This is a genomic window from Macellibacteroides fermentans (genome assembly GCF_013409575.1).
GTDB classification, from domain to species: domain Bacteria; phylum Bacteroidota; class Bacteroidia; order Bacteroidales; family Tannerellaceae; genus Macellibacteroides; species Macellibacteroides fermentans.
In genome coordinates, this window is sequence record NZ_JACCCY010000001.1 from 637,521 (window position 1) to 663,805 (window position 26,285).

Sequence of the window (26,285 nt, forward strand, 5' to 3'; positions counted from 1 at the left end):
TCAGTTTTTTTAATATTTAAAAACAATGAAAGTTATACAAACTTATTTTCCCGAATTAAGCGAACAACAGTGCCAACAGCTTGCAGCACTATACGATTTATATACTGATTGGAATGCCAAAATAAATGTCATTTCAAGAAAAGATATTGAAAACCTTTACCTTCACCATGTTTTACATTCATTAGGCATAGTTAAGATGCTTCGCTTCAAGGATGGGTCGTCTGTAATGGACGTTGGTACAGGCGGGGGATTTCCCGGTATTCCACTAGCCATATTCTTCCCTCAGGTTCAATTTCATTTGGTGGATAGCATAGGCAAAAAGATAAAAGTGGGGCAAGCGGTTGCCGAAGCCATCGGACTAAAAAATATTACCTTCCGCCATTGCAGGGTTGAAGAGGAAAAAGAAAAGTATGATTTCGTAGTAAGCCGTGCCGTAATGCCTTTGGCTGATTTGGTAAAGCTTGTACGTAAAAACATAAAAAAAGAGCAACACAACGCTCTTCCTAACGGACTTATTTGTCTCAAAGGAGGCGAACTTCAACACGAAATTCTTCCTTTTAGAAATCAGGCATTAAGTTTAGAATTAGGGGATTACTTTAAAGAAGAGTTTTTTAAAACAAAAAAAGTTGTATACGTGCCATTATGATACATGTAAAACGTTTTGAATTCAATTATTTCTCTGTAAACACCTATCTGTTATACGATAAGACAGGCGAGGCTGTATTAATTGATTGCGGCTGCATGAATCAGCGGGAGGAAGAGGAATTAAAAGCCTTTATTGATGAAAACAAACTTACGCTGAAAAGACTTTTATGTACCCACCTTCATCTCGATCATGTGTTTGGAAATGCATTTATTACTCAAACCTATGGATTGGAACCAGAAGCTCATAAGGCAGATACAGAGTTACTTCCTTCTGCCGAAGAACAAGCCAAGGCATTCGGACTATCCATGAAAGGCAAAAGTGGACAAGTAAGCCATTTTATAACAGTTGGAGAAGCAATCCACTTTGGAGAAAGTTCCCTCATCTCGTTACATGTTCCAGGACATTCTCCCGGAAGTCTTGTTTTTTATAGCGAAGCAAGCAATCTGGCTATCACAGGCGATACTCTCTTTGCCGGTGGTATCGGGCGTACAGATCTATGGGCCGGTAACCAGGAAATACTACTTGCTGCCATCCGAAACAAGCTCCTTACCTTGCCGGACAGCACTATAATTTATCCCGGTCATGGACCGGAATCTTCCATTCGTGAAGAAAAACTTGAAAATCCGTACATCTAAATTCAAAAATAAATCAAATACCTAGAATCTATGGACACAAATAAATTTGTAAACCGCCACGTTGGCATAAGGGAAGAAGACATTCCCCGGATGCTCAACACAATCGGGGTTAATTCTCTGGATGAACTAATCGACCAGACAATCCCCTCCGATATCAGATTAAAAGAATCATTAAACCTACCTGAGGCAATGACTGAGCGCGAATATGCAGAACACATTGCCGAATTAGGTTCGAAAAATGAAATTTTCACCTCTTATATAGGGATGGGGTGGTACGATACAGTAACCCCTGCACCAATCCAACGCAATGTATTGGAAAACCCGGTTTGGTACACCTCATATACGCCTTATCAAGCCGAAATATCGCAAGGTCGTTTGGAAGCTCTTCTTAATTTTCAAACAATGATTTGCGATCTTACGGCACTTCCACTCACAAATTGCTCTCTATTGGACGAGGCCACAGCCGGTGCAGAAGCCGCTACAATGTTGCATGGCGCGAGAAGCCGTTCACAAATCAAGGAGGGAGCTAATACATTATTTGTAGATCAACATGTATTTGTATCAACCCTGGCTGTACTTCATACCCGGATGAAACCTCAGGGAATTAAAATAGTAAGAGGAGATTATAAAACCTTTGAATTTACACCGGATGTATTTGGTGCCATAGTTCAATATCCCAATAAAAACGGCTCCATCGAAGATTACCGGTCTTTTGTTAGCAAAGCTAACGATAATGGAACTCGCGTAGCCGTTGCAGCCGATCTACTTAGTTTGGTTTTGCTTACACCTCCGGGAGAATGGGGAGCCGATGTTGTTTTCGGCAGCAGTCAACGCTTTGGGATTCCCATGTATTTTGGAGGACCTTCTGCTGGTTTTATGGCCACAAAAGATGAATACAAGCGTACTATTCCAGGACGGATCATTGGCATATCTAAAGATGCTTACGGCAAACCGGCATATCGTCTGGCATTACAGACCCGCGAACAACACATTAAAAGAGAAAAAGCTACTTCCAATATTTGTACTGCCCAGGCCTTACTGGCAACTATGGCCGGATTTTATGCCGTTTATCATGGAGCAGACGGATTAAAGGACATCGCATCCAGGATACATAGTTATGCAGGATTCATATCTGGAGAGTTGGAAAAGCTGGGATATAAACAGCTAAATAAGAACTTCTTTGATACACTAAAAGTTGAACTTCCCGCGAACGTCTCTTTAAGTGCATTAAGGGAAATTGCTCTTGAATGCAAGGTTAATCTAAGATATTTTGGAAACGGACAAATTGGGATAAGTTTAGATGAAACCACCCAAATAACAGATATCGGAGTGTTACTCTATATCTTTTCCGGAGCAGCCGGGAAAGATTATACGCTGGGCCAGAACATTGAAAGAAATCAATATTTTGATGATACTTTTAAGCGTACATCGGCATTCTTGCAACAGGATGTATTTAAAAAATATCATACCGAAACAGAGTTGATGCGCTATATCAAACGATTGGAACGCAGAGATATCTCCCTGGCACACTCCATGATCTCTTTGGGCTCATGCACAATGAAGCTCAATGCTGCCTCCGAATTATTCGTTTTAAGTAAGCCCGAATTCAGCGGAATACACCCCTACGCACCAGACGAGCAGGTGGAAGGATATACTGAACTGATTGAAAACCTAAGTACTTACCTTGCCGAAATTACCGGTTTTAAAGGGGTAAGCTTCCAGCCGAACTCAGGAGCATCCGGCGAATATACCGGACTGAAAGTGATACGCTCCTATCTGGAAAGCATTGGTCAGGGATCCCGAAACATCGTATTGCTTCCTGCTTCGGCACATGGTACTAATCCTGCCAGCGCTGTTCAATGCGGGTTTGCCACTGTTACAGTAAAATGTGACGAGAAAGGAAATATCGATATGGACGATTTCCGCAGCAAAGCAGAATCCCATAAGGATAATCTGGCTGCTACGATGATCACATATCCATCAACACATGGTATATTTGAGACCAGCATCATTGAAATTTGCCAGCTTGTACATAGTTATGGCGGACAGGTCTATATGGATGGAGCAAACATGAACGCCCAGGTTGGATTAACTAATCCAGGCACAATCGGAGCCGATGTTTGCCACCTCAATCTACATAAAACATTCGCAATCCCTCATGGCGGTGGTGGCCCCGGAGTTGGTCCTATTTGCGTTGCAAAACATCTTGTACCATTCCTTCCCTCGCATCCGATAATCTCCGAAGGCGAACTTAACACAGTTTCGGCAGCACCCTACGGAAGTGCTGGAGTTCTGCCAATTACCTACGGATACATCCGTATGTTGGGAGCAGAAGGACTTACAACTGTAACAAAAACAGCGATATTGAATGCCAATTATCTGGCAGCCAAATTCAAAGACACTTATGGAATCGTGTATACCGGGTCTACAGGCCGTGTCGGTCACGAACTTATTCTCGAGTGCAGAGGCGTAAAAGAGCGTTCCGGAATCGACGAAGGAGATATTGCAAAACGTTTAATGGACTTTGGTTACCATGCCCCTACACTATCATTCCCTGTACACGGCACCTTGATGGTTGAACCAACTGAAAGTGAAAGTCTTGCAGAATTGGACAGATTTGCCGAAGTTATGGCATGTATCTGGAACGAGATCAAAGAGGTTGAAAATGGCGAAGCCGACAAAGAAGATAATGTATTAAAAAATGCTCCACATCCCGAGTACGAAATTACTGGAGACGAATGGAAGCACTCCTACTCACGAAGTAAGGCTGCCTATCCGTTGGATTGGCTGCACGAAAGCAAGTTTTGGATCAATGTGGCGCGCATAGACAATGCTTATGGCGACCGTAATCTGATTCCGACCCTCTGCGCCTGTGAAATTTAATTTTATTGAATAATATTTATCCAATTAAAAACGTAGAAGTATGTTAAGTAAAAGTTTAGAAGCTGCTTTAAACAAGCAGATCAATGCCGAATTCTGGTCGGCTTACCTATATCTATCCATGTCGACCGACTTTGCAGCAAAGGGATATCCTGGTTTTGCCAACTGGATGAACATCCAATTCAGAGAAGAACAAGACCATGCCATGAAGTTCATGAACTATGTTATCGCTCGTGGAGGAAGAGTTGAACTTAAACCTATTTCGGAAGTAACTACATCTTGGGCAACTCCTCTAAATGCATTTGAAGACACATTGGCTCACGAACGTGAAGTAACAGCAATGATCAATAACCTCAACTCTTTGGCTGTAGAAGAAAAAGACTATGCAACAGAGTCTATGCTTCGTTGGTTCATCGACGAACAGGTTGAAGAAGAAGAAACAGCTCAAAGCCTTATCGATGCATTAAAGATGATCAAAGATAATGGATTTGGTCTTTATACATTAGACAAAGAGCTTGCTTCTCGTGTTTACTCTCCTGTCACAACAGCCTAAATAGCAATATATAACCGGAACGTAGAAAATATCTATGTTCCGGTTTTTGTATTTCAGCAAAGTTTTTTCTTAATTCTAAATGCAAAAACGCTCAAATGAAAAATCTTATTTTTGCACTTGCAGCATTCGCTTTTACAGCATGCTCGCCTACTTCCCCAACCAAAGTAACCTGTTATGCCTGGCAGGGTGAAGGACAAAACACAACTGAAGAGACACTTCAGTCCGATTTTAGCAAATGGAAAAGTCATGGTATAGACGGTATGTGCTATAATGCTGGTCACGATGTAGAAAAACACCGTCGTGCAGCCAAAGCAGCCAAAGCAAACGGAATGGAATATCATGCGTGGATACCCGCCATGCTTCAAAGCGGTCCCGAGATTGATTCAACCTGGTATGCCGTAAATCGCAACGGAGAATCGGCATTTCACGTACAAGCCTATGTACCCTATTACAAGTTCCTTTGTCCAAATCGCACCGAAGTAACAGACTATCTCACAAATTTATATACAAAAGTTGCTGAAATACCAGAAGTTGATGCGATCCATCTGGACTATATCCGATTTGTTGACGTAATTCTTGCACGCGGACTATGGGATAAATACGGACTGGTTATGAACGAAGAATATCCGGTGGCAGATTATTGCTATTGCGACAAATGCGTGAGCGATTTCAAAGCGGCTACTGGTATCGACATTAAATCAGTAGAAGATCCTTCAACAGTTGAAGAATGGAAACAATTCCGTTGCGATCTCATCACCAAATTGGTTAATCACATAGCCGAAGCTGTACATGCCAAAGGAAAGAAAATCGATGCTGCCGTATTCCCCGGACCAGACAGCTACGCAAAGAAGATGGTACGTCAGGAATGGAATAAATGGAACCTGGATGCATTCTTCCCGATGAATTACAATGATTTTTATCTTGAAGGTCCGGCATGGATCGGCAAAGTTGTAAAAGAAGAGGTCACTTCTGTAGATGGCAAAATTCCAGTTTACAGCGGACTGTTCATCTGTCGCGACTACGAGAAAAAAGCTCAGATCAAGGATCCGGAAGGACATGGACTCATCCCTTCTGAAATAGAAGAAGCAGTAAGAGTTTCCATGGAAAACGGAGCTGCCGGCGTTTGTCTGTTTACTCCGGGCAATATGACCGATGCCCATTGGGAAGCATTTGATAAGGCGATACATAAACAATATCGTTAATCTAATCTAAAAAAACATTAAAAAAAGAACAGTCTATCAGCTAACAATCGCTTTTAACTGTTCTTTTTTTTGTGAAGATACTTCTGATCAAAATACCGAATTCTTCACTAAACATAAAGAATTTATCATATGAATAGACTTATACGGATAACAAAACCTGAAGATGTCTTTCCTCAATACAGGAACACCCCCATTTCCATGCTTTTGGAATATCACAATCTGAATCGTGAATTTGAAACCTATTCGCAAGCTCAGATGCTTATCAGCATGTGTATGGATAACAGAAAGCACCTTAACATCCCCGATAATTTCGCATTTATTTTACGTTCGGGAGGAGGCAACCTCACCTATAGTGAATTTAAAGTCTCCTTTGCCGTAGCAATAGGCAATGTGAAATATATTGCAATCATTGCTCACAACAAATGCGGCATGGTTAACCTGGTTTCCAAAAAAGCACAATTTATCGATGGACTCGTTGAGAAAGCAGGTTGGAGCAGAGAAAAGGCCGAAGAACATTTCAAGCACTACTCTCCCATGTTCGAGATTGGCAACGAAATAGACTTTGTTTTAAGTGAAGCCAAACGCCTCCGAACTGTATATCCTCAAATCACGGTAGTGCCAATGTACTACAAGGTTGAAGACAACCATTTATACTTAATTACAGAATGATATCCGGGAACTTTTCCGGATTTTTTTTTGTCTCATTACAGCCTTAAATGGATCAATTGGTGCTCATTAGGTAACAAAGTGTGCACTTTCCGGGACAAAGTGCTTTGACATAAAGAATGTTTGACTAAATTTGCCACCCGATGACTTATTGATCTAACAGATTTGCTTAAAAGCAAAACAAACTAATACCGCTGTAATATGAGTTTAAGAATTATTGTATTAGCAAAACAGGTGCCGGATACCCGAAATGTGGGTAAAGATGCAATGAAAGCCGACGGTACAGTAAACCGTGCCGCTCTTCCTGCCATTTTTAATCCGGAAGATCTGAATGCGCTGGAGCAAGCCTTGCGCTTGAAAGATGCCTATCCCGGCACCACCATTACACTCCTCACCATGGGACCCGGACGAGCTGCCGAGATTATCCGTGAAGGATTGTACCGCGGAGCCGATGGTGGCTATTTGTTGACCGACCGTGCATTTGCCGGAGCCGACACATTGGCTACCTCTTATGCCCTTTCCATGGCTGTCCGGAAAATCAACGAATACGATCTGATACTTTGTGGTCGCCAGGCTATAGACGGCGACACCGCCCAGGTTGGTCCTCAAGTGGCCGAAAAGCTTGGATTAAGTCAGATTACCTACGCTGAAGAAATACAAAAAGTAGAAAACGGTAAAGTAACCGTAAAAAGACGACTGGAACGAGGCGTAGAAATTGTGGAAGGCCAGCTTCCAATCGTTATTACCGTAAACGGAACTGCACCCGATTGCCGTCCGCGTAACGCCAAGTTTTTGCAGAAATATAAACATGCTAAAACTGTTACGGAAAAACAGGAATTGAACGACGATTATACAGGATTATTTGATATGCGCCCCTATCTGAATCTTACAGAATGGAGCGTAGCCGACGTAAAGGCCGATGTTAAAGCCTGTGGATTATCCGGATCACCCACTAAAGTAAAGAAAATTGAAAACGTGGTTTTCCAGGCTAAAGAAAGCAAAACCTTAAGTACGTCGGATACAGAGATTGAAGAACTGATGATCGAATTAATAGCAAACCATACCATCGGTTGATGCTTCACTTTTAAATGTAAAAAAGATGAATAATTTATTTGTATATTGCGAAATTGAAGACGGCATTGTAGCAGACGTAAGTCTGGAGCTACTTACCAAAGGCCGCTCGCTTGCAACCCGTCTGGGTTGTCGTCTGGAGGCAATTGCCGCCGGAACAAAACTTGATGGTATCGGTGCACAGGTATTTCCTTACGGAGTAGACGTACTTCATATTTTTGATGATCCGCGCCTGTTTCCTTACACATCGCTTCCTCACACCTCCATCCTGGTAAATCTATTTACTGAAGAAAAACCGCAAATTGCCCTGATGGGTGCAACCAGCATTGGTCGCGACCTGGGACCTCGTGTTTCTTCGGCCCTTACCAGCGGACTTACAGCCGACTGTACATCACTCGAGATCGGCGATCACGAAGAAAAAAAAGAAAATAAAGTATATAAAGACCTTCTCTACCAAATCCGTCCGGCTTTCGGGGGAAATATCGTAGCATGGATTATCAATCCTGAATGTCGTCCCCAAATGGCAACAGTACGTGAAGGTGTAATGAAAAAAGAAATTCTGAATCCTTCCTATAAAGGCGAAACCATCAAGCACGATGTTAACAAGTATGTAAACGACACAGACTTTGTTGTTAACGTGATTGAGCGTCACATGGAAAAAAGCAAAACAAACATCAAAGGATCTCCCATTATTATTGCCGGTGGCTATGGTGTTGGTTCCAAAGAGAATTTTGAACTGCTTCATAAACTTGCAGCCGTTCTGGGTGGCGAAGTTGGAGCTTCTCGCGCCGCAGTCGATGCCGGATTTACCGACCACGACAGACAAATCGGACAGACTGGAGTAACTGTACGTCCTAAACTTTACATTGCCTGTGGTATCTCCGGTCAGATTCAGCACATAGCAGGTATGCAGGAAAGCGCCATGATCATTTCTATCAATAATGATCCCAACGCTCCTATCAATACCATTGCCGACTATGTAATAAACGGTACAATAGAGGAAGTAATTCCCAAGATGATTAAGTATTATAAGAAGAATTCAAAGTAAACTAGAGTATGGCTAATTTCTATTTAGATAATCCCAGCATGAAGCACCACTTGCATCATCCGCTTATGAAGCGGATTGTGGAGCTTAAGGAACGCAATTACAGAGATAAAGATACTTGCGACTATGCTCCTATCGATTTCGAAGATGCAATGGACAGCTACGAAAAAGTACTGGAGATTGTTGGCGAAATATGCGGAGACATTATTGCCCCCAATGCAGAAAGCGTAGACCACGAAGGCCCTTCTGTAAAAGATGGTCGTGTAACCTATGCCGCAGGAACAAAGCAAAACCTGGACGCCGTAGTTAAAGCCGGACTAATGGGTGTGGCAATGCCACGTCGTTACAACGGATTGAATTTCCCTATCGTGCCCTACATCATGGCTGCCGACTTAGTTTCGCGTGCAGACGCCGGATTCGAAAATCTTTGGGGATTGCAAGATTGTGCCGAAACCTTATATGAGTTCGGAAACGAAGAGCAACGACAAAAGTATATTCCACGTATCTGCGCTGGCGAAACCATGTCGATGGACTTAACAGAGCCCGATGCAGGATCAGACCTTCAATCAGTAATGCTCAAGGCAACCTACAGCGAAAAAGACGGATGCTGGTATCTGAACGGTGTTAAACGTTTTATCACCAACGGCGATTCAGACATTCACCTTGTGCTTGCACGAAGCGAAGACGGAACAAAAGACGGTCGTGGTTTATCGATGTTCATTTACGACAAGAAAAACGGAGGTGTTGATGTTCGTCGTATCGAAAACAAGATGGGTATTAAGGGCTCTCCAACTTGCGAACTTGTTTACAAGAACGCGAAGGCCGAACTTTGTGGAGATCGCAAATTAGGTCTTATCAAATACGTAATGGCTTTGATGAACGGTGCTCGTCTGGGCATTATGGCACAAGCTGTTGGTATCAGTGAAGCAGCATACCGTGAAGGACTTGCTTATGCAAAAGATCGCAAGCAATTTGGCAAGGCAATTATTGAGTTCCCCGCAGTATATGAAATGATTGCCCTTATGCGTGCCAAAGCAGACGCCTCGCGCTCCATGCTCTACGAAACAGCCCGTTTTGTAGATATGTACAAAGCGATGGAAGATGTTGCCAAAGAACGCAAATTAACTCCCGAAGAAAGAACTGAATATAAGTATTATAGCAAACTGGCAGATGCATTCACCCCTATGGGAAAAGGTATGACTACCGAATACGCCAACCAGAATGCCTATGATGCCATTCAAATACACGGAGGTTCCGGGTTTATGAAAGATTATGCCTGCGAGCGTATCTATCGTGATGCACGTATCACCAATATCTACGAGGGAACAACCCAATTACAGGTAGTTGCAGCCATTCGCCACGTAACCACAGGTACTTACCTGAGTCGCATACGCGAATACGAAGCAATTAACTACAAACCAGAGTTGGGCGACCTGAAGAAGAAGCTCATGGCTATGACAGAAACCTACGAAAAGCTTGTTGCTATGGTTCTTGATACAAAAGACAACGAATATCTTGACTTTCAGGCTCGTCGTTTGGTTGAAGCCGGTGCTCATTGCGTTATGGGCTACTTATTACTTCAGGATGCAAACGTTGACGAAACCTATCGTCGTTCAGCTGAAGTCTATATCAATTACGGACAAGCAGAAGTAAACAAAATAAACGGTTACATCAGCAGTTTCGATATGGAAGATCTGGGATACTATAAACAATAGTATTTAATCAAATAAAAAAAGAGGGTGTGTCAAAACAAAGTAATTGGCACATCCTCTTTCTTTTTTGTTTCGTTTTTCAAAAAAGCTTCAAGCCGCCCATTTTGGATTGATTTTTCTTTCGATTCGATTTTGATCGCTTATCACCTCATAAAACGCTGTTTTCAGAGTAATTTTCCTGTTATAAAAGCCCTTTGATATCCCTTTAGCTGCTTTTGCACACATCTTTTTTATGTTGAAGGCTATGGCAAAGAAGGCAAAGTCCATGGTGACTTTGTCGAGTCCGAAGTGACGGAATCGACGGTATGCCATATTGTATTTCATTTGTCCGAAAACGGCTTCTGGTTCTATAGGTCGTTTGGATCGGTGTTCAAGTCCCTCATCCGAGATCAGCTTCTCACGGGCTTTGCGTTTATATTCCACGAGTCTGCGGTTAACTTCGATGGAGCGATTCCCCTTGGCTTTGAAGCATCCGGTCCGAAGAGGGCATCCTTCGCATCTTGCTGCCCTGTAGCGATGTGATTCGGTAATATATCCGCTAGCTGTCCTTCCATGAGTCTTACCCACAAAGGTCATATGCTGCCCCATGGGGCAAACATAGTAATCATCTTTGGCATTATAATATAAATTATCCACCAGAAAAGGATTATTCTTAAACGAACGCTTCTGCTCTTTGTGGAACCAGTTGTATTTTACAAAAGACTCTATATCATGTTCTTCCATAAAACGATAATTCTCCTCCGATCCATAACCGGAGTCGGCAACGGCTTTGCCGGGAAGCCGGTTGTAACGTCCGGAAAACGAGCTAAGGAAAGGTATAAGGGTTAATGTGTCTGTAGGGTTGGGGAACAGGGAAAAGTCGGTGATGAATTGGTTCTCTGTCCCGATTTGTAAGTTGTAGCCGGGTTTGGTCTGGCCGTTGTTCATCGCATCCTCTTTCATCCGCATAAAGGTGGCTGAAGGATCACTTTTGGAATAAGAGTTACGATCCCCGAGTGTTTGCAGATGCTGGTCATATTCGGCAAGCTTATCGCCGTGCTTCTCTAACTCTTTTATCTCTTTCTCCCTTGCCCGACGGGCTTTTTTCTCTTCCCTGGTCCTGGCTGCGGGTTGCTCTGCCAGCGCCTCCTTCAACTCCCGGGCAAGATCGGAGATGGCTGCCGGAGTAAACGCCACGGATTGATTCTCTGCTGCTTTATCCTGGGCGATCGTTTCATCAATCTGTTCAAGTAGGATTCTTATTTTATCGAGAAGTTTGTCCCGGTTCTTCTCCACGCTTTTGCGCCAGACGAAGGTATATTTGTTGGCTTTGGATTCAATCTTTGTCCCATCAATGTATTCCACATCCAGACTCACATAGCCTTTACCGGCAAGAAGAAGCACTAGTTGGGTGAAAATCTGGTTAATCTCATGCTTTACCCGATTACGAAAACGGTTGATTGTAATAAAGTCTGGTTTTTCATACCCTATAAATAACAGTTCAAAAGTGGTTCTTCGTCAAATTTGGTGCAAAATAACGGTTCTTAAACAACCAGTATAATTGACTTATTGTGTTGATATACAGGCAAATAAATAACAAAAAGCTAGTATAATAGAATTATTTTTATTATCTTTAAAGGTCTGACACTAAAGGATTTAAAGATGATTGACAACACTAGCCAACCCAAAGATAATAACTTTTTTATAAACAAACATTCGCTCCAAGCTATTTTTGGAATCCCAGGTGTTGTATTCTATGATTCCGTTATAAGTGATAATTTGATTCTTCTATCTGCCCGTCTTAAAGACAAGACAGCAAAATGTATCTGTTGCGGTAAAAGGAGTAAAAGTGTCCATTCATCCTATATGCGCAAATTAACAGATCTAGCTGTAGTTGGCAGAGCTGTTAAAATTATACTGAAAGTCAGAAAGTTTAGATGCCGTTACAGTAATTGCACTCAAACAGTTTTCTCTGAGCAACATCTGCCCTTAACGCGGAAACACTCACGACTGACAGATCGCACAAGTCACTTTTTGCAAAAACTGCTCATTGAGGTCTCTTCTCGTAAAGGTGAGTATATAAGTTAGCTCCTATCAATAAAGCAGAGCAGTTCTACCTGTCTTAGAATCGTTAAGTCTATAGAAATGCCCCATTTTCAGGAACTAACTACCATAGGCATAGATGACTGGGCATACAGGAAAGGCAAATCGTATGGTACTATTATTGTAAATGCGATTAATCACCGTCCCGTAGAACTACTAAAGAGTAGAGACAAGGAGGAGGTTGCAGATTGGCTTATAAGACATAACTCCATACTGTATGTAACCAGGGATCGATCAAGCAGCTACTCTAATGCTATAAAGTCTGGGGCATCCAAGGCGTCACAAATAGCAGACAGGTTTCATTTAGTGAAAAATCTGGGAGATCACATAGCACATGAAATACGAATGGAGTATAAAACCATTAAAAATAGTTGGTTGGCTCACAGGAAGAGTCTTTATAAAAGCAAAAAAAATAACATCTGCTTAAGTAGTGGAGATAACGAAAATACCAGCGATTCACAATATAACAAACACACCAATAGTGTTAACCATAGAAAACAGGAGTTGTTTAACAGGATTCATGAGCTTAAAAACAACAACTACTCTCAAAGAGCAATTGCCAAGGCTTTAAACATTAGCCGTAATACTGTAAGATATTATTTTGAAATGGAAGAGTTGTTGCCACGAGCAACCATCTATTATAATAATTATGGAGATTTTATGGATCTGATTAAGGAGTGTTGTAATCAGGGGTTAAATGTAAGAAATATATTTGTGTCTCTGAAAAAACAGGGATTCAAGGGTAATCAAACATCTTTTTATCAGTGGTTCAACAGGCACTTCCCGGAATATCAGAATAAGAAAAGATTACCAGTAGCATTAAATACCTCTCCGATAGTTTATGAAGAAACTCGATTTAGCGGAATGTCACCCAACAGACTTGCTATACATTTAACAAATAGTGAATGGGGTGTTTCAAAGGAAACAGGCGAGTGTAGCAAGTCTCACATACTGGCAGAGGATATTATTAACTCCTCTATGTTATTAAAAAGCATGAGAGAGGTATACAACACTTTTAGAGAGGTTTTGAACAGTAAAGATGAACTTAGATTAGACCAATGGCTCGAGAAGTATAAGTCGACCCAAATACGGAGGATTAAAAGTTTTATAAATGGCATTATTCATGATTTGGAAGCAGTAAAAAACGCCATTAAATACCCTTGGAGTAATGGAGTTGTGGAGGGTCATGTAAACAGATTAAAAAACAAGAAAAGAGAGATGTATGGCAGGGCTGGATTTGAACTGTTAAGACGAAAGGTCGTGCTTTCCAACTTAGGATAACCTGCACCAAATTTGACGAAGAACCTCAAAAGTATACCACCATTCCAATTGAAAAGTATACCAGCTAATCAGAAAAAGTAGAGGTTCAGGTCAGCACTTGATGTAGTGCAGGCGTAGCCGAAACGGAATCAAGTGCTGACATTATTAATCAAGATTAAGCACTACTTCCATAACGTTTAATTTCTTTGTGATGTAAAAACCAGCACAGAGATAAAATGATTAGCATGAAAGACAAATCAGAAATTATCAGATTACGAAATTATGAGGGTTTGAGTGAAAGGGAAATTTCACGCAGACTAGGTTTTAGCCGCATTACGGTTCACCGTATCCTGGATGAGTATACCAAAGCCCTGAAGGAACAGGAAGGGGATAAATCCAGGATAGAGGCGTATATATTAACGCCCCCAATTTATAAAACAGAAAATCGTCCCAAACGACGTCTTACCGAGAATATCATCCGTATTATAGACCATTGTCTGGAGGAAAACGAAATTAAGAAACGGTCCGGGCGTCATAAGCAGCGTATGTTCAAACAAGATATACATGAGTTGCTAGTGGAAAAAGGTTATGACATATCCTATTCTACAGTATGTGGTTATATCAGCAACCAAAGCAGTCAAAAAGAAAAGGAAAGCTTTATCAAACAGGGTTATATCCCGGGTGAGAAGGCGGAGTTCGATTGGGGGGAAGTAAAGCTTTGCATAGCGGGTCGTTGGCAGAAACTGTACATGTCCGCATTTGCTTTATGTAGCAGCAATGGCCGTTGGGGGGATCTGTTTCACCGGCAAGACACGCTGGCCTTTATGGAATCTCACGCCAACTATTTTGAAGAATGTAAAGGTGTTCCCCATGAAGTTGTATACGACAATATGCGTGTAGTCGTAGCTTCTTTTGCCGGAAATGAAAAGGAACCAACCCAGGCTCTTCTTCGAATGACGGCATTCTATGGCTTCAAATACCGGTTCTGTAATGTCAGACGAGGAAACGAAAAAGGACATGTGGTACGTACGGTGGAGGTTTTGCGCCGCAAAGCCTTCTGCCTAAAAGACACTTTTGATACCATAGAACAGGCAACGGAGCATCTGCACCAGACCTGCAAGAAGCTAAACGCATCCGAAGATATCAGGCCAAAACTGGAGGAAGATCTTCACTCGCTGTTACCCTATACAACACCAATGGGTTGTTTTGAAAGGCGAGAACTCAAAGTAGATAAATGGTCTACCATCACATTGAATACCTCCCATTACTCTGTACCCGACACGTTGGTAGGCAGAATGGTCGAGGTTAAAATATTCAGTGAAAAGTTACTGATATATATGGACAATGCCCCTGTGGCGGAACATGAACGTTCTTATTATTCAACCTGGTCGCTCAATCTCAATCATTATCTACAGACACTGAAGCGAAAACCGGGTGCTTTAAGTGGTTCTGTTGCCTTATCTCAAGCTCCGGAATCAATGAAAGAGCTGTATTATAAGTACTTTACGGATAATGGAAAGTCTTTTATAGACCTGCTTATCTTCGCAAAAGAACGTGCAATCTCTTACGATGAAATCGCTCTTGCTGGCAAAGATGCCGAACAGTCCGGTATCAAAACGGTTACAGCAGCACATATTACAACCTTGCTATATAACAGGCTCAATCAAACACCTCCGCTTTACAAGCATGAACAAAAAGACGAGATAGAAGATTTTGCCATCAAGCAATTATCCATGTGGTCTATGATGATGAACAACAACTCTAAAATAGTATAATAATGAAAGAAAATGAATCCAACCTAAGGCAGCAAATAACAGACTTGTCGAAAACGCTGAAGTTGCCTTCCATTCGCAAAACATTGCAAGATACCACACAGGAAGCTGTTTGCCACTCCTGGAGCTATGAACAGTTCCTCTTCACCCTGCTTCAGAATGAAGACGCACATCGAGAAGAGAATCGTAAAAAAGCTCATGTTAAACGTGCCGGATTCCCTCAGTATAAATACCTGCAGGAATTGAACCGGGAAGAACTGCCCGATGATGTAAGAATCGTATTGCCTGAATTAGAAACTCTTGAGTTTATTAAAAACGCTCAGAATATAGTCCTTGCCGGCAATCCGGGAACCGGAAAAACCCATATCGCCATCGGCCTTGGTATTAATGCATGTAAAATGGGATATAATGTGTTGTTTACTTCCATCCCCCAGTTGCTTACTCAGATCCGGGAATGCCGTTCGGCCAGAACGCTGCACCAGCTGGAGTTGAAGTTTATTAAATACGATCTGGTAATATGTGATGAGTTTGGTTATGTATCCTTTAACAAAGATGGTGCTGAAGCCTTGTTCAATCACCTTTCCTTAAGGACTGGACGAAAAGCAACAATTATTACTACCAATCTGGCTTTCGATCGATGGAAAGAAATCTTCGGAGATCCAATCCTCACGGCCGCAATGGTAGATAGATTAACCCATAAAGCATATCTAATAAATATGAACGGTGATTCTTTTAGAATGAAAGAAACTCAAAAATGGATCAAAAATAAAAGAATCTAACCTGCGTTTAGATAACTTTTTTTATCTTCGCAAACAATGAGCACTGGTATACTTTTCAACTGGAATATGGTATACTTTTCAATTGTTATATACAATACCCGGCAAGCCAGATATAATGGATGTCGCGAAGAAGCAGCTTCTCAATCTTGCGACAGGAATAAACGTTGTTCATGTAGGCGTAGATAATCACCTTGAGCATCATCTGTGGATGATAGGGACTACGACCATATTCTTTATAAAGAGCCTTAATATTATTAAGGTCAAGATTGTCAACCAGGGCATTGACTACCCGGACAGGGTCATCTTCAGCAATATCTTCATCAATCCGGCTCGGAAAAAGAAGCGTTTGGTTGGATATATACGGGCGAAAATGTAACTTTGTCATATGAATTTTGAAAACCTAAAGTTACAAAAACTCTAGGAAATAGCAAAGGCCGAGATTGGGAAAGTTCGACCTTTGTGCATAAAACGAGGGTGTGCCTATTTTGACACACCCTCTTTTTTATTTGATAGAATTCGGACAACAATAGATATAAAAAGAAGAGGATATCCGTTTGGATACCCTCTTTCGTTTTGTCTATATTATTTTTATTAGATCAAATCAAGAACTTTCTTTGTTTAGAAAGCGCAAGCTATCAGAAAAATAATTAATAAGATCTTCTAGGAGCTGATTCCTTAGGAGTAGCTTCCTTCAATACCATCTGACGGCCCTGATATTCTGCGCCATTCAGTTCGTTGATAGCGTTTTTCGCTTCCTGATCATTAGGCATTTCAACGAATGCAAAACCTTTTGATCTTCTAGTGTCACGGTCAATGATCAATTTAACTGAATCAACTGTACCGTAGTCTTCCATAACTTCCTTCAAATCCGATTCCTTAACTGAATAGCTAAGATTGCCAATGTAAATGTTCATAAAAATACAATAAAATAATTTAATAAATTAAAACAATTCAGTTAGGAAAAAGATAAATTTCATCAATCAAATACTCTATTTGGTAAAAGAGCGACCTGTAATAAAACAATCTATGCTATCTGTTGTTTGATGATGCAAAAAACCGAAATTATTTTTGATAATCAACTATGTTTTGCCATTTATTTTTCATAAAAAAGCATTTTATTTTCAAAAACCCCAATATTTAACAAATCGGGCTCCAATTTCACATAAAATATAGTTATTCTTCAATCTTTGCATTGGTTACACGTTCAAGCAAAAAGCGGTTTTTGTTCCAATGAAACGGCTCATAACCCGTATTCTTTTTAATCGTATTATTTCGGAATATCAGACCATCCACCGATTTGGCATAAAGTATAGGAGCATCGAATGTATCAAATTCATTGTCTTCAATTACAATGCCGCTATGGAAATACTTTTGCTGCCCTTTCAGGTTCGGGATCTCCGGATAAATTGAAATCACTCCATTGGTAAACTGGAACATATTAGTCAGCGCATTCACAAATTTATTCCTCCTTATAACAACATCTTTGCATGCACCAGTCTCATACCATCCGTTACAATCTCCGCAAAGTAAAATGGCTGTACCCGAAGTATGGTCAAACAAGTTATCCTCCACTACAGTTTTTCTGGGTGTACTAAATAAAGCCCCGCGAGCACGGTTGTTTCGAACCGTATTCCCTGAAAAGATGACCTCGGGAGTCCAAGTAAGATTTTCAATGCCAAAACCACTTTTCTCATTTATATCCGGATGGATCGGTTCATCAAATCTGATGTAAAATTCGCGGGCCCCATGAATTTGTTTTTTATCATACGGACGAATCTCTGCGATACGGTTAGTACCTTCAAGCAGTTCCATAGTCTCGGAACGTACAAACTGCACTTCATCGGCTGTTCTGCCCCACTCAAAACCCCAAGACTGATCATGCATATATCTTGCTATTACCGTTTTTTCATCTACCCGGCTTATTACTTTTAAATAAGTACCATGAATATTAATCGCGTCATCCATCATACCCTCATATAAACCATTCTTCGATATAATTGCACCTTTACAGCCTGAAAAGTGGGTTGCATCAGCCTGTGTAGTAAAATATCGCGGATCGTTGGGCCCTTTAAGGCAAACATTGAACCGATCAAGTGTAATATTTTCACAAAACTGGGCCAGTAATCCCATTCCTTCAGCATAATGCACGGTAACATTCTCTAAAACGGAATTCACGTTATGAGAGAAGAAAATACCAGGGGTAGGACGAAACCACGTACGCATGGCAATCACCGTTCCAGGAATTAATTTAGCATTCTTCCAGTTTGGGGCATGCAGTAACCGGGGCGATACCTCTACAACGCCTTTTGTTGGGCAGCTGATATCACTCGTATTATATACAAGACGTTTTGTTGCCTCTTCGAAGGCAATACCACCAGCAGGTTGTGCAGTCCAACCTTCACCATAGGTTTCAAAAACAGAATCTTTGCTGATGCGATAATTCACCCAGGAAGCCACCTTAAAGGTGATTCCTTTCTCTGGACTATTTTCCACAACCTGTATCTGGGCAATATGGGGATTAGCAAAATCAATGCTGAAATTCTTCAACGTGCAATTTTCGGAGCGTAAAAGGGATAATGGGATCATTCTTCCATGGAAAATAAATTCCGATCCCTGTCCGTCGATGGTAAGATTTTTAAAATCTTCAATCGCTAATCCTACTTTTTTAGGATTAGTCTGATCGTGATTTGAAATGTAATATTCACGAACAGCCGATCCCGATTCAAAAAAATGATATTGTCCGCGAGGAAACTTCAGCACCACATTCGTTCCGTCCTTATAATCTCGTTTAATTTTATCCAGAGCCTTGGCTAAAACAGGAGAAGCATTCTTCTTACTGTCAGCTTTCAATCCGAAACTCGTTATGCTGTAAACACGCTCCTGAGCAACCAATTCGTTGGTAAGAACAAAAAAGAGCAAACCCGCAATAAATAATAGCGTTTTATTCATGATAAATATTAAAATTATTTGTGTTTATCACCCATCTTAGTGATTTATTGCACAAATATATAAAACCTATTTATCTTCTGCTAATATAATATCAATTTCACATCTGCTGCTTTTTAATAAAATCGATTCCTGCATTTAATATTTCATCTCTTCCATTCCGAATAGCATCTATTGTAGGTAATACAAGGATATCAGGGGTAATACCCTTTCGTTGTAACTCTGTTCCGTCTGCAGAAAAAAGAGCAAAATTAGAAAAGGAAGTTTTTCGCCCTAAAAGAGGAACAAGAGTCACTCTACCTAAGGCCCCTGAAGTTGATCGACCAACTAAGGTCGAGTTACAATTATTGCGTATCTCCAAAGCAATTGTTTCTAAACCGCTTTGGGTAGATTCATTTATTAAAACAACAATCTTCCCTTTATAAATTGGACAAGTTAATGAATCTGGAATAGTTGTTTGAAAATTCTTTCTCCATAAAAATGCCCCGGGATGCATTGGGTCCGGATAAACCATCGAAGACAATTGTATCTCCTTTTTTTCGAACAAGTGGCATACAAACGGTTCGAGTTCTATCTTATATGGTCCGGCTTTTCTTAAATCAAAAATAATACCATCTGCCTCAGAAAGATACTCAAACAATGGGTTAATATCCTTATTTGTAACTTGAGATAAATCTACGTAGCCAATACCATCTGAAATCCAACGGTATATTTGAAGATTCTCTTTCTTGTAATCAACAGGGACAACATTTATTTCCAGCAATTTGTCACCTCTTAACACTTTAACCAAATTCTTCTGTCCGAATATCATTTGTCCAATACTACAATTTATCCTATAGTCCTTGTTTCCCTGGGTTGAAGCAGCCGTAAAAACAGATAGGCTATCGCGAACTTGTTTAATATTCTGTTTTCCAATTGAACTGATTATATCACCTTTTTGCAATTCGCCAGCATTTCCTCTTACAATGGTTATATCATCCACTTTCTCAATTATATCTCTAAAGTCTTTGGGGGATTCATTACCAGTAATTAGATAAGCATGGCCATCATTGAGTGTTGCGGCTAATTTCAAAAATGTATTATTGTACGATTGGGGATCAACAGATTCAATAAACTTGGGAATATACTCTGATAAAATTACATCCCAAGATCGGTCCATTAAATATTTATGAGGGAAAAAGTAATAAATTACATTCCAATATCTGAAAAAAGATAGTAAACGAAGATTTACAGACTTTTGAGATGATGAAACCTCAAAATCGTAGTTTTTCTCATTTTGAAGAACAATATGCTCATAATCTACACCGTAAAAGGATGGGTATTTCACTTCTAATGAGGCTATTTTCTTTAATTCAATCTTCAAGGAGTCATCAATAAAGGAACTATTCAACCAGCTAAGGTTAACATTCATTTTTAATGAATCATTCCATTCTTTATCCTCTTTATAGGAGTATTCTCCAGCGGAAATCAGCATTTTATTGAGTTCAAGATTCAATGCATCGGGTGTATTAACATAGGAAATAGCTTCTAAGCTTTCCAATAAGACCTTATCCCAATCAAATTTTCCTGCAGTAACATTGGGATGATAGTATTTTAGCAAGCCCCAAACTCTACATGTAATTGCCCATTTAGTTGTATCATTATACTGATAGTCCGAGACAAAATCACATTGTCTAACAAAATACTCTTCAGACTTAGTATTACTACAAGAAAAATTCGCAATCAGGCATACCAAATAGATAATCGGACATAATGATTTAACACAATGATAAAATCTTTTCGAATTAGGCTTTTTCATTTTGGTATCAAGGTTATAAGATTTGATTATTTCAGTATCAATTCTCCTCAAATCTATCATATTTATTTTAATTAAAAACACTAGTGTCCATCAAAAATGGGACACTAGTGTTTTATTGTAATGAACTACTATTTATTTAATTAGTAAATAAAGATATTATTTATAACTTTGAACACCATGCTTCACCGCTAACCAGTCGATCGGTCCGACTGAATAGAATGAATTTGAATGATATTAAACTTGTACAGCATATGATTTTCTTAATTATTTTCAATATAATAGGAGCTGCCAGCTTATTATTTACCGGGTATTATATTAAAAGAAATCCTCATGATCAATTCACAAATCCTAAACTTTACAAGTCAGAATTTATAGAACAATATGGAATCGAAATTTCCAAAGCATTCAAATTTGCAGGCATATTTGTTATTGTTTTTTCATTCGTTTCATTTTTAATTAATAGCGAGATATTATTGTTTAGTACAAGTGTTGTAGTTCCATTCGGTGCTGGTATTTATGCTTTAATCAAACGAAAAATCGTTACACAAAAAACTTCGACTTTTGCAATAATCTTTTTAACTGCAACTTTAATTCTCTTAATGTCAATTATTCCAATAGCGTATATCGAGCCCAACATTATAATTCACAAAGAAAACATTACAATCTCCGGAGTATACGGAGAGAGTATTCCTTTAGATCAAATATCACATGTGCAACTGATTGAAGTAACTCCTAAAATCAAATTACGTACAAACGGAATTGCCATAGGGGAAATTAAAAAAGGGTATTTTAGTACCGATACATTGGGGAATATAAAATTAATAGTTCACAAGGATAAAAAGCCTTTTCTACATATTGAAACAGAAAACAAAAGGCATATAATTATAAACTTTCGGGATCCCAATAAAACTTTAGAGATTTATAATTCCATAATGCTACATCATAAACAATAAACGATTCTTTATACCCGTTGGCGGAATTAAATTAGTGCATATTTAATTTGTCCAATGGGTTTGTTATTAATCTTGTTTATATATTGAAGGATTGTAAGTGCACTAATTTTCCCCGTAATTCTGGTAAACAATCCTTCTGTTTGTTTTGCGTAATTTCTGATTATCATAAATTGATCGCATAATTGTGCAAAAAGCGTTTCAACCCTTTTCCTTGCTTTAGCAAATGGACTAAATACAGGTTTCCAATCTTTTTGATTCGACCGATATGGAACTTCCAACTTGATATTAGCTTTTTCAAATAAATCAAGTTGTATGGCTGCTCCAATATATCCACGATCACCGATGATGGTGCAATTCTGAAAGTTACACTTTACGTCTTTCAAATAATGAATGTCGTGAACACTCGCCTTTGTCAGGTCAAAAGAGTGTATGACACCGCTCAACCCACAGAGAGAATGTAATTTATATCCGTAATAATGTTTACCCTGTGAAGCACAATAGCCATAATTGGGAGCTTTATCATAATTATTCTTTCCCATTTTACAACGTTTTGACCTTATGGGACGACAGACTTCAATTGGCATAGAATCAATACAGAAAATAGCTTCTCCACCATCAACTTTTGATGCAATTCTTTCACGCACCTGATTACATAAGCCGATAGTGAGCTTCCTGCGATCATTATATTGACGACGGGATATGAGAGAAGAAAAATCATCTTTGTATTCATTTAATTTAGAAAACAAAAAGCTTTCACTATCTATACCTATTGATTCGGCAGCAAGGCTTAAACTGATCACTTCTAAGTCAGAGAACTTCGGGACGACTCCTCTGCGAGGTATATTCCCTTTTTCGTTTACTAAATCAGCAGAAAACATCTTGCATATATCAAGAAATTTAGCGAATATTGCATATAAGTTGTGCATAATTGAGCTGTATATTAATAGTTTGATCACCATTAAAATACTAATAATCAATGATATGCACAACTTATTTCCTGACATTTTTTAGTGAATTAATTCCGCCAACGGGTTCTTTATATATATTAATAGACTTACCTCTTTAACGTTTTTTATCTGGTAATCAGACTTTAACGTAATTTATTTATTATTTTTGTAGGAAATGCAACCGTATGATTTATCTAAAAAACAGGAGTAAATTTCATTTTGTCTTTTTCAAAAGCAGAATACTTTCAGCTTCAGGAATAGGAATTCTATTTGGTTTAATTGCCCAAATGTCTATCGATCCGGAATATCAGACCCCGATTATTCAAATGATCAATAAGCTTCTGTTGTTTATCCCAATAGGAATGATATTTAAAATTCTGATTGAAGAAATCGTCAATAAAGATCAATATTATTTTTTCTATAACCAAGGTATCACGAAGGTTGAGTTATGGATAACATCCTTCATATTTTCATTCTCTATTTACATTATTTTTAATTTAATCTTTACAATATGGACACGCAGCTTGAGGTTGATAGCGTAATAAAAATGTATGGAGAAACAACCATTCTAGCAGATGTATATCTTTCGTGCGTTCCCGGAGATATTATCGGATTATTCGGTCGGAATGGAACTGGGAAATCTACACTGCTAAGAATAATATTCGGATCGTTAAAAGGAGATCGAAGTTGCATTCGTATAAACGGTAAAATTCAAAAACAAGCCGCTTATCGCTCAGGGTTACTTGGTTTTCTGCCTCAAGAAGGCTATCTTCCGAATAATTTGTCGTTGGCTGAATGTGTAGAATTACTTTTAGGGAAAGAATATAGAAAAGACTTCTTTGCCGACAAACACCTTTTCAGAATCAGAAAATCCAAGGTTTCAGAAATGTCTGGTGGCGAAAAAAGATATGCCGAGATTAAGCTTATTCTATGGGGGAAAGCTCCATTTATTTTGTTGGATGAACCGTTTCAGGGCCTCTCCCCTATTGTTTCTGAATCCATCAGAGAACATATTAAAATTGCCTCCCAATCCAAAGGAATTATTTTAACCGATCATAATTTCAGGGAAGTACACAAATGTGTAAACCGCATCATGCTGCTTAACGATTGTTATTTGAAAGAATTACGGGAGCCAAATGATTTAATCCCTTTTGGATATTATGAAAACGAGTGATAGTAAAACATCAATTATAGCAACCTATCCGAGGTTTCGAAAAATTTTTAACAGGATCTAGAATATCTAAAAACTCTTCATGCCTTTTATGCCAATCTAAATATTCTGCATCAAGGATAGAATAAATAAAATGATCATTTGCAAATATGATTCTGGGTGTGATCAAAATATTATCGTCCACTATATTTAAAAATGTTCAATGATCCACTCTTCTTTTAGTTTTGCGTAAATTATATCATCAACCCATTCTCCACGTAAATAGTAACTTTTCTTGAAGTGAGCTTCCTTTCTAAAGCCTATTCGTTCAATTAATCGAAGAGATGCTGTGTTTCTCGGATCTACAGATACAACAATTCTATGTTTATGCATTGTTGAAAAAAGGTAATCGACCATTCCTTTCATCGCCTCTGTTGCATAACCTTTATTCTGGAAAGCTTTGTCTAATGTACATCCAATTTCGGCTTGCATATTGTCATGGTTTGAAAAGCTTATTGCCATGTCTCCAATTAATCGGTTTTCCTTAAGATTCAAAACGACAAACTGAATGTATAAGTTAGCGACATCAATAGTTTCGGGCATATTTATAATACATCTACGAACTTCTTCAATGGAATTTGGGATCCATCCTTGATATTGGTTTACGATGCAATCAGAACGATATGAGAAAATGGCCTCTGCATCTTCTGGTCTAGCAATCCGTATGATTAATCTATCCGTTTTTATAGTGTGTTCCATGCTATTGTTTCTATTCATCAATTTTACGGATTACTCTGCAAGGGTTACCAGCTGCAATGCAATTATCGGGGATTGACTTAGTAACTACGCTACCGGCTCCGATGGTTGTGTTATCGCCGATTGTAACACCCGGTAATAGTATTGCCCCTCCTCCAATCCATACATTATTACCAATAGTAACCGGAGCAGTATATGATTTCCAAAATTGGCTGTTTCCCGGCAGACGTTCCTTCGGATTTACCGGATGAGTAACAGTGTAGATATGTACCCCGGGACCGATACCGCTATAACTGCCAATAGATATACGGTTACAGTCCAAAAAGACACAGTTCATATTTATCTCCACATTGTTTCCTATAAAGATATTCTCACCATAATCAACCAAAAATGGAGCAGCTATCCAAACATTATCACCCCTACCGCCAATTAATTCATCCAAAATAGAATTTAGAGTATCTCTGTCTCTGCTGTCAGTCTCAGAATACTTTTTTTGAAGCTGCTTGGCTAGATGCCAACGCTCAATCAATTGTTCGTCACCGCAGTCATATATCTCTCCGGCAAGCATTTTTTCTCGTTCTGTCATTATTTTAATATAAATTACATTTCCTATACCCAGCAATAAAGAAGTCTTATCCAAACACAGTGAATCATTCTTCTTTTTAATATATTTGTCATAACAAATATATGTCTTACTTAATAACGAAGCAAATGTTATATATACTGATTTCTATAACTTAAAATAAGTATTTATCTCATCTCTTTGTTCTGTATTATTTACAACAACATCTTTTATTATTCTTCCACTGTCAAGTAATATTATGCGAGATGATACATCGTAAATTAACTCTAAATTATGACTTGAAATAATCATTGTTACTCCTTTATTTTGATTTATGTTTTTAAGATAATTACAAATAAAATGCTGTGAAGTGGGATCTAAATAATTAAACGGCTCATCCAATATTAATATATCCGGATTACTTATAATTGCAGCTATAATACCTATTTTCTGTTGATTTCCAATAGAATGATCGCGTATATATTTATTTTTATTCATTAATTCCCCTCTCATAAAATCAGCTAAACCAGCTAAACTTATATCTAATTCATGTTTAGTAATATTATAACTTGCTGCAATAAATTCAAAGTACTCTTCTGCAGTTAAAAAATCAATTAAGAAATTTTTATCGATATAAGATGATGTATATTGTTTCCACGCTTCAGATTTACTTACATCATTTTCATTTATTAGAACTCGTCCCGAAGTTGCTTTACTAAGATCCGAAATTAATCTTAGTAAAGTTGTTTTTCCAGCTCCATTGTTGCCTATCAAACCAATAAGCTCACCACGAGGAATAAACAGTGAATCAATATCTAAAACGATCTGATTATTGTATTGTTTTTTTAGCTTTTTAATTTCAATATCCAT

22 protein-coding genes and 2 pseudogenes are annotated in these 26,285 nt (G+C 39.1%); 15 read left to right on the plus strand and 9 right to left on the minus strand.

Features of this window, described 5'->3' with window-relative positions:
- Nucleotides 1-25 precede the first annotated feature (25 nt).
- The 9 genes from rsmG (at nt 26) to F5613_RS02680 (ending at nt 10,413) form a co-directional block, all read left to right on the plus strand.
- Entirely contained in the window at nt 26-646 is a 621-nt protein-coding gene (gene rsmG / locus F5613_RS02640) for a 16S rRNA (guanine(527)-N(7))-methyltransferase RsmG (protein WP_179398579.1), read from the plus strand.
- Complete coding sequence (locus tag F5613_RS02645) at nt 643-1,281, plus strand: MBL fold metallo-hydrolase (protein ID WP_179398580.1); 639 nt, start codon at nt 643-645, stop codon at nt 1,279-1,281. The genes rsmG and F5613_RS02645 overlap by 4 nt, the downstream gene beginning before the upstream one ends.
- A 30-nt stretch (nt 1,282-1,311) precedes the next feature.
- Nucleotides 1,312-4,164, plus strand: coding sequence for an aminomethyl-transferring glycine dehydrogenase (gcvP, locus tag F5613_RS02650; protein ID WP_179398581.1), 2,853 nt, complete (start codon nt 1,312-1,314; stop codon nt 4,162-4,164).
- A gap of 40 nt (nt 4,165-4,204) precedes the next feature.
- Entirely contained in the window at nt 4,205-4,714 is a 510-nt protein-coding gene (locus tag F5613_RS02655) for a ferritin (RefSeq protein WP_079684290.1), read from the plus strand.
- 95 nt (nt 4,715-4,809) lie between these two features.
- The gene (locus F5613_RS02660; protein WP_179398582.1) at nt 4,810-5,916 is read left to right on the plus strand and encodes a glycoside hydrolase family 10 protein; all 1,107 of its coding nucleotides are present in this window, start codon (nt 4,810-4,812) and stop codon (nt 5,914-5,916) included.
- A gap of 129 nt (nt 5,917-6,045) precedes the next feature.
- Entirely contained in the window at nt 6,046-6,585 is a 540-nt protein-coding gene (locus F5613_RS02665) for a carbonic anhydrase (protein ID WP_179398583.1), read from the plus strand.
- Between the two features lie 198 nt (nt 6,586-6,783).
- Entirely contained in the window at nt 6,784-7,656 is an 873-nt protein-coding gene (locus tag F5613_RS02670) for an electron transfer flavoprotein subunit beta/FixA family protein (protein ID WP_179398584.1), read from the plus strand.
- A 25-nt stretch (nt 7,657-7,681) separates the two neighbouring features.
- Complete coding sequence (locus F5613_RS02675; protein ID WP_179398585.1) at nt 7,682-8,701, plus strand: electron transfer flavoprotein subunit alpha/FixB family protein; 1,020 nt, start codon at nt 7,682-7,684, stop codon at nt 8,699-8,701.
- A gap of 8 nt (nt 8,702-8,709) precedes the next feature.
- Nucleotides 8,710-10,413, plus strand: a complete 1,704-nt coding sequence (locus F5613_RS02680) for an acyl-CoA dehydrogenase family protein (RefSeq protein WP_179398586.1) — start codon at nt 8,710-8,712, stop codon at nt 10,411-10,413.
- Nucleotides 10,414-10,500: 87 nt separating this feature from the next.
- Here the strand turns inward: F5613_RS02680 and F5613_RS02685 are convergent.
- Nucleotides 10,501-11,877, minus strand: a pseudogene (locus tag F5613_RS02685) (IS1182 family transposase); the annotation flags it as partial.
- Between the two features lie 174 nt (nt 11,878-12,051).
- Between F5613_RS02685 and F5613_RS16660 the strand changes: the two are divergent.
- The 4 genes from F5613_RS16660 to istB all read left to right on the plus strand — a co-directional run bounded on the left by F5613_RS16660 (nt 12,052) and on the right by istB (nt 16,303).
- Nucleotides 12,052-12,477: a transposase family protein gene (locus F5613_RS16660; RefSeq protein WP_179398587.1), complete on the plus strand. Its 426-nt coding sequence runs from the start codon at nt 12,052-12,054 to the stop codon at nt 12,475-12,477.
- Nucleotides 12,478-12,486: 9 nt separating this feature from the next.
- Nucleotides 12,487-13,773, plus strand: a complete 1,287-nt coding sequence (locus F5613_RS02695) for an ISL3 family transposase (protein ID WP_179398942.1) — start codon at nt 12,487-12,489, stop codon at nt 13,771-13,773.
- Nucleotides 13,774-13,997: 224 nt separating this feature from the next.
- Nucleotides 13,998-15,527, plus strand: coding sequence for an IS21 family transposase (gene istA, locus F5613_RS16475; RefSeq protein ID WP_179398588.1), 1,530 nt, complete (start codon nt 13,998-14,000; stop codon nt 15,525-15,527).
- Between the two features lie 2 nt (nt 15,528-15,529).
- The gene (gene istB / locus F5613_RS02705) at nt 15,530-16,303 is read left to right on the plus strand and encodes an IS21-like element helper ATPase IstB (protein ID WP_179398589.1); all 774 of its coding nucleotides are present in this window, start codon (nt 15,530-15,532) and stop codon (nt 16,301-16,303) included.
- 97 nt (nt 16,304-16,400) lie between these two features.
- Here istB and F5613_RS02710 read toward each other — a convergent pair.
- The 4 genes and pseudogenes from F5613_RS02710 to F5613_RS02725 all read right to left on the minus strand — a co-directional run.
- A pseudogene (locus F5613_RS02710) lies at nt 16,401-16,688 on the minus strand (transposase); the annotation flags it as partial.
- A gap of 262 nt (nt 16,689-16,950) precedes the next feature.
- Nucleotides 16,951-17,217 (minus strand): RNA recognition motif domain-containing protein, encoded by a 267-nt coding sequence (locus tag F5613_RS02715; protein ID WP_068180992.1) that lies wholly within the window; start codon nt 17,215-17,217, stop codon nt 16,951-16,953.
- A gap of 259 nt (nt 17,218-17,476) precedes the next feature.
- On the minus strand, nt 17,477-19,252 hold the full coding sequence (locus F5613_RS02720; RefSeq protein WP_179398590.1) for a right-handed parallel beta-helix repeat-containing protein: 1,776 nt from the start codon (nt 19,250-19,252) through the stop codon (nt 17,477-17,479).
- 97 nt (nt 19,253-19,349) lie between these two features.
- Complete coding sequence (locus tag F5613_RS02725) at nt 19,350-21,107, minus strand: S41 family peptidase (RefSeq protein ID WP_179398591.1); 1,758 nt, start codon at nt 21,105-21,107, stop codon at nt 19,350-19,352.
- Between the two features lie 191 nt (nt 21,108-21,298).
- Here F5613_RS02725 and F5613_RS02730 point away from each other — a divergent pair, with 191 nt between their 5' ends.
- A complete protein-coding gene (locus tag F5613_RS02730; protein ID WP_179398592.1) occupies nt 21,299-22,000 on the plus strand; it encodes a hypothetical protein in 702 nt (233 codons plus the stop codon).
- Between the two features lie 26 nt (nt 22,001-22,026).
- On the opposite strand, the gene F5613_RS02735 is transcribed toward F5613_RS02730, so the two are convergent.
- Complete coding sequence (locus tag F5613_RS02735) at nt 22,027-23,004, minus strand: IS982 family transposase (protein ID WP_034753041.1); 978 nt, start codon at nt 23,002-23,004, stop codon at nt 22,027-22,029.
- A gap of 454 nt (nt 23,005-23,458) precedes the next feature.
- Between F5613_RS02735 and F5613_RS02740 the strand changes: the two genes are divergently transcribed.
- The gene (locus tag F5613_RS02740; protein ID WP_179398593.1) at nt 23,459-24,121 is read left to right on the plus strand and encodes an ATP-binding cassette domain-containing protein; all 663 of its coding nucleotides are present in this window, start codon (nt 23,459-23,461) and stop codon (nt 24,119-24,121) included.
- Nucleotides 24,122-24,307: 186 nt separating this feature from the next.
- Here F5613_RS02740 and F5613_RS02745 read toward each other — a convergent pair whose 3' ends face one another.
- The 3 genes from F5613_RS02745 to F5613_RS02755 all read right to left on the minus strand — a co-directional run bounded on the left by F5613_RS02745 (nt 24,308) and on the right by F5613_RS02755 (nt 26,285).
- Complete coding sequence (locus F5613_RS02745) at nt 24,308-24,856, minus strand: GNAT family N-acetyltransferase (protein ID WP_179398594.1); 549 nt, start codon at nt 24,854-24,856, stop codon at nt 24,308-24,310.
- A 10-nt stretch (nt 24,857-24,866) separates the two neighbouring features.
- A complete protein-coding gene (locus F5613_RS02750) occupies nt 24,867-25,442 on the minus strand; it encodes a sugar O-acetyltransferase (protein ID WP_179398943.1) in 576 nt (191 codons plus the stop codon).
- 141 nt (nt 25,443-25,583) lie between these two features.
- Nucleotides 25,584-26,285, minus strand: coding sequence for an ABC transporter ATP-binding protein (locus F5613_RS02755; RefSeq protein WP_179398595.1), 702 nt, complete (start codon nt 26,283-26,285; stop codon nt 25,584-25,586).

Bases quoted from the DNA above. Each gene is read 5' to 3' on its own strand.
- F5613_RS02655 (WP_079684290.1), top strand. From the start codon at position 4,205: ATGTTAAGTAAAAGTTTAGAAGCTGCTTTAAACAAGCAGATCAATGCC.
- F5613_RS02735 (WP_034753041.1), bottom strand. From the start codon at position 23,004: ATGTCAGGAAATAAGTTGTGCATATCATTGATTATTAGTATTTTAATG.
- istB (WP_179398589.1), top strand. From the start codon at position 15,530: ATGAAAGAAAATGAATCCAACCTAAGGCAGCAAATAACAGACTTGTCG.
- rsmG (WP_179398579.1), top strand. From the start codon at position 26: ATGAAAGTTATACAAACTTATTTTCCCGAATTAAGCGAACAACAGTGC.
- F5613_RS02725 (WP_179398591.1), bottom strand. From the start codon at position 21,107: ATGATAGATTTGAGGAGAATTGATACTGAAATAATCAAATCTTATAAC.
- F5613_RS02660 (WP_179398582.1), top strand. From the start codon at position 4,810: ATGAAAAATCTTATTTTTGCACTTGCAGCATTCGCTTTTACAGCATGC.
- F5613_RS02755 (WP_179398595.1), bottom strand. From the start codon at position 26,285: ATGGATATTGAAATTAAAAAGCTAAAAAAACAATACAATAATCAGATC.
- F5613_RS02670 (WP_179398584.1), top strand. From the start codon at position 6,784: ATGAGTTTAAGAATTATTGTATTAGCAAAACAGGTGCCGGATACCCGA.
- F5613_RS02680 (WP_179398586.1), top strand. From the start codon at position 8,710: ATGGCTAATTTCTATTTAGATAATCCCAGCATGAAGCACCACTTGCAT.
- gcvP (WP_179398581.1), top strand. From the start codon at position 1,312: ATGGACACAAATAAATTTGTAAACCGCCACGTTGGCATAAGGGAAGAA.
- F5613_RS02730 (WP_179398592.1), top strand. From the start codon at position 21,299: ATGATTTTCTTAATTATTTTCAATATAATAGGAGCTGCCAGCTTATTA.
- F5613_RS02740 (WP_179398593.1), top strand. From the start codon at position 23,459: ATGGACACGCAGCTTGAGGTTGATAGCGTAATAAAAATGTATGGAGAA.
- F5613_RS02745 (WP_179398594.1), bottom strand. From the start codon at position 24,856: ATGGAACACACTATAAAAACGGATAGATTAATCATACGGATTGCTAGA.
- F5613_RS02665 (WP_179398583.1), top strand. From the start codon at position 6,046: ATGAATAGACTTATACGGATAACAAAACCTGAAGATGTCTTTCCTCAA.
- F5613_RS02715 (WP_068180992.1), bottom strand. From the start codon at position 17,217: ATGAACATTTACATTGGCAATCTTAGCTATTCAGTTAAGGAATCGGAT.
- F5613_RS02720 (WP_179398590.1), bottom strand. From the start codon at position 19,252: ATGAATAAAACGCTATTATTTATTGCGGGTTTGCTCTTTTTTGTTCTT.
- istA (WP_179398588.1), top strand. From the start codon at position 13,998: ATGAAAGACAAATCAGAAATTATCAGATTACGAAATTATGAGGGTTTG.
- F5613_RS02675 (WP_179398585.1), top strand. From the start codon at position 7,682: ATGAATAATTTATTTGTATATTGCGAAATTGAAGACGGCATTGTAGCA.
- F5613_RS16660 (WP_179398587.1), top strand. From the start codon at position 12,052: ATGATTGACAACACTAGCCAACCCAAAGATAATAACTTTTTTATAAAC.
- F5613_RS02645 (WP_179398580.1), top strand. From the start codon at position 643: ATGATACATGTAAAACGTTTTGAATTCAATTATTTCTCTGTAAACACC.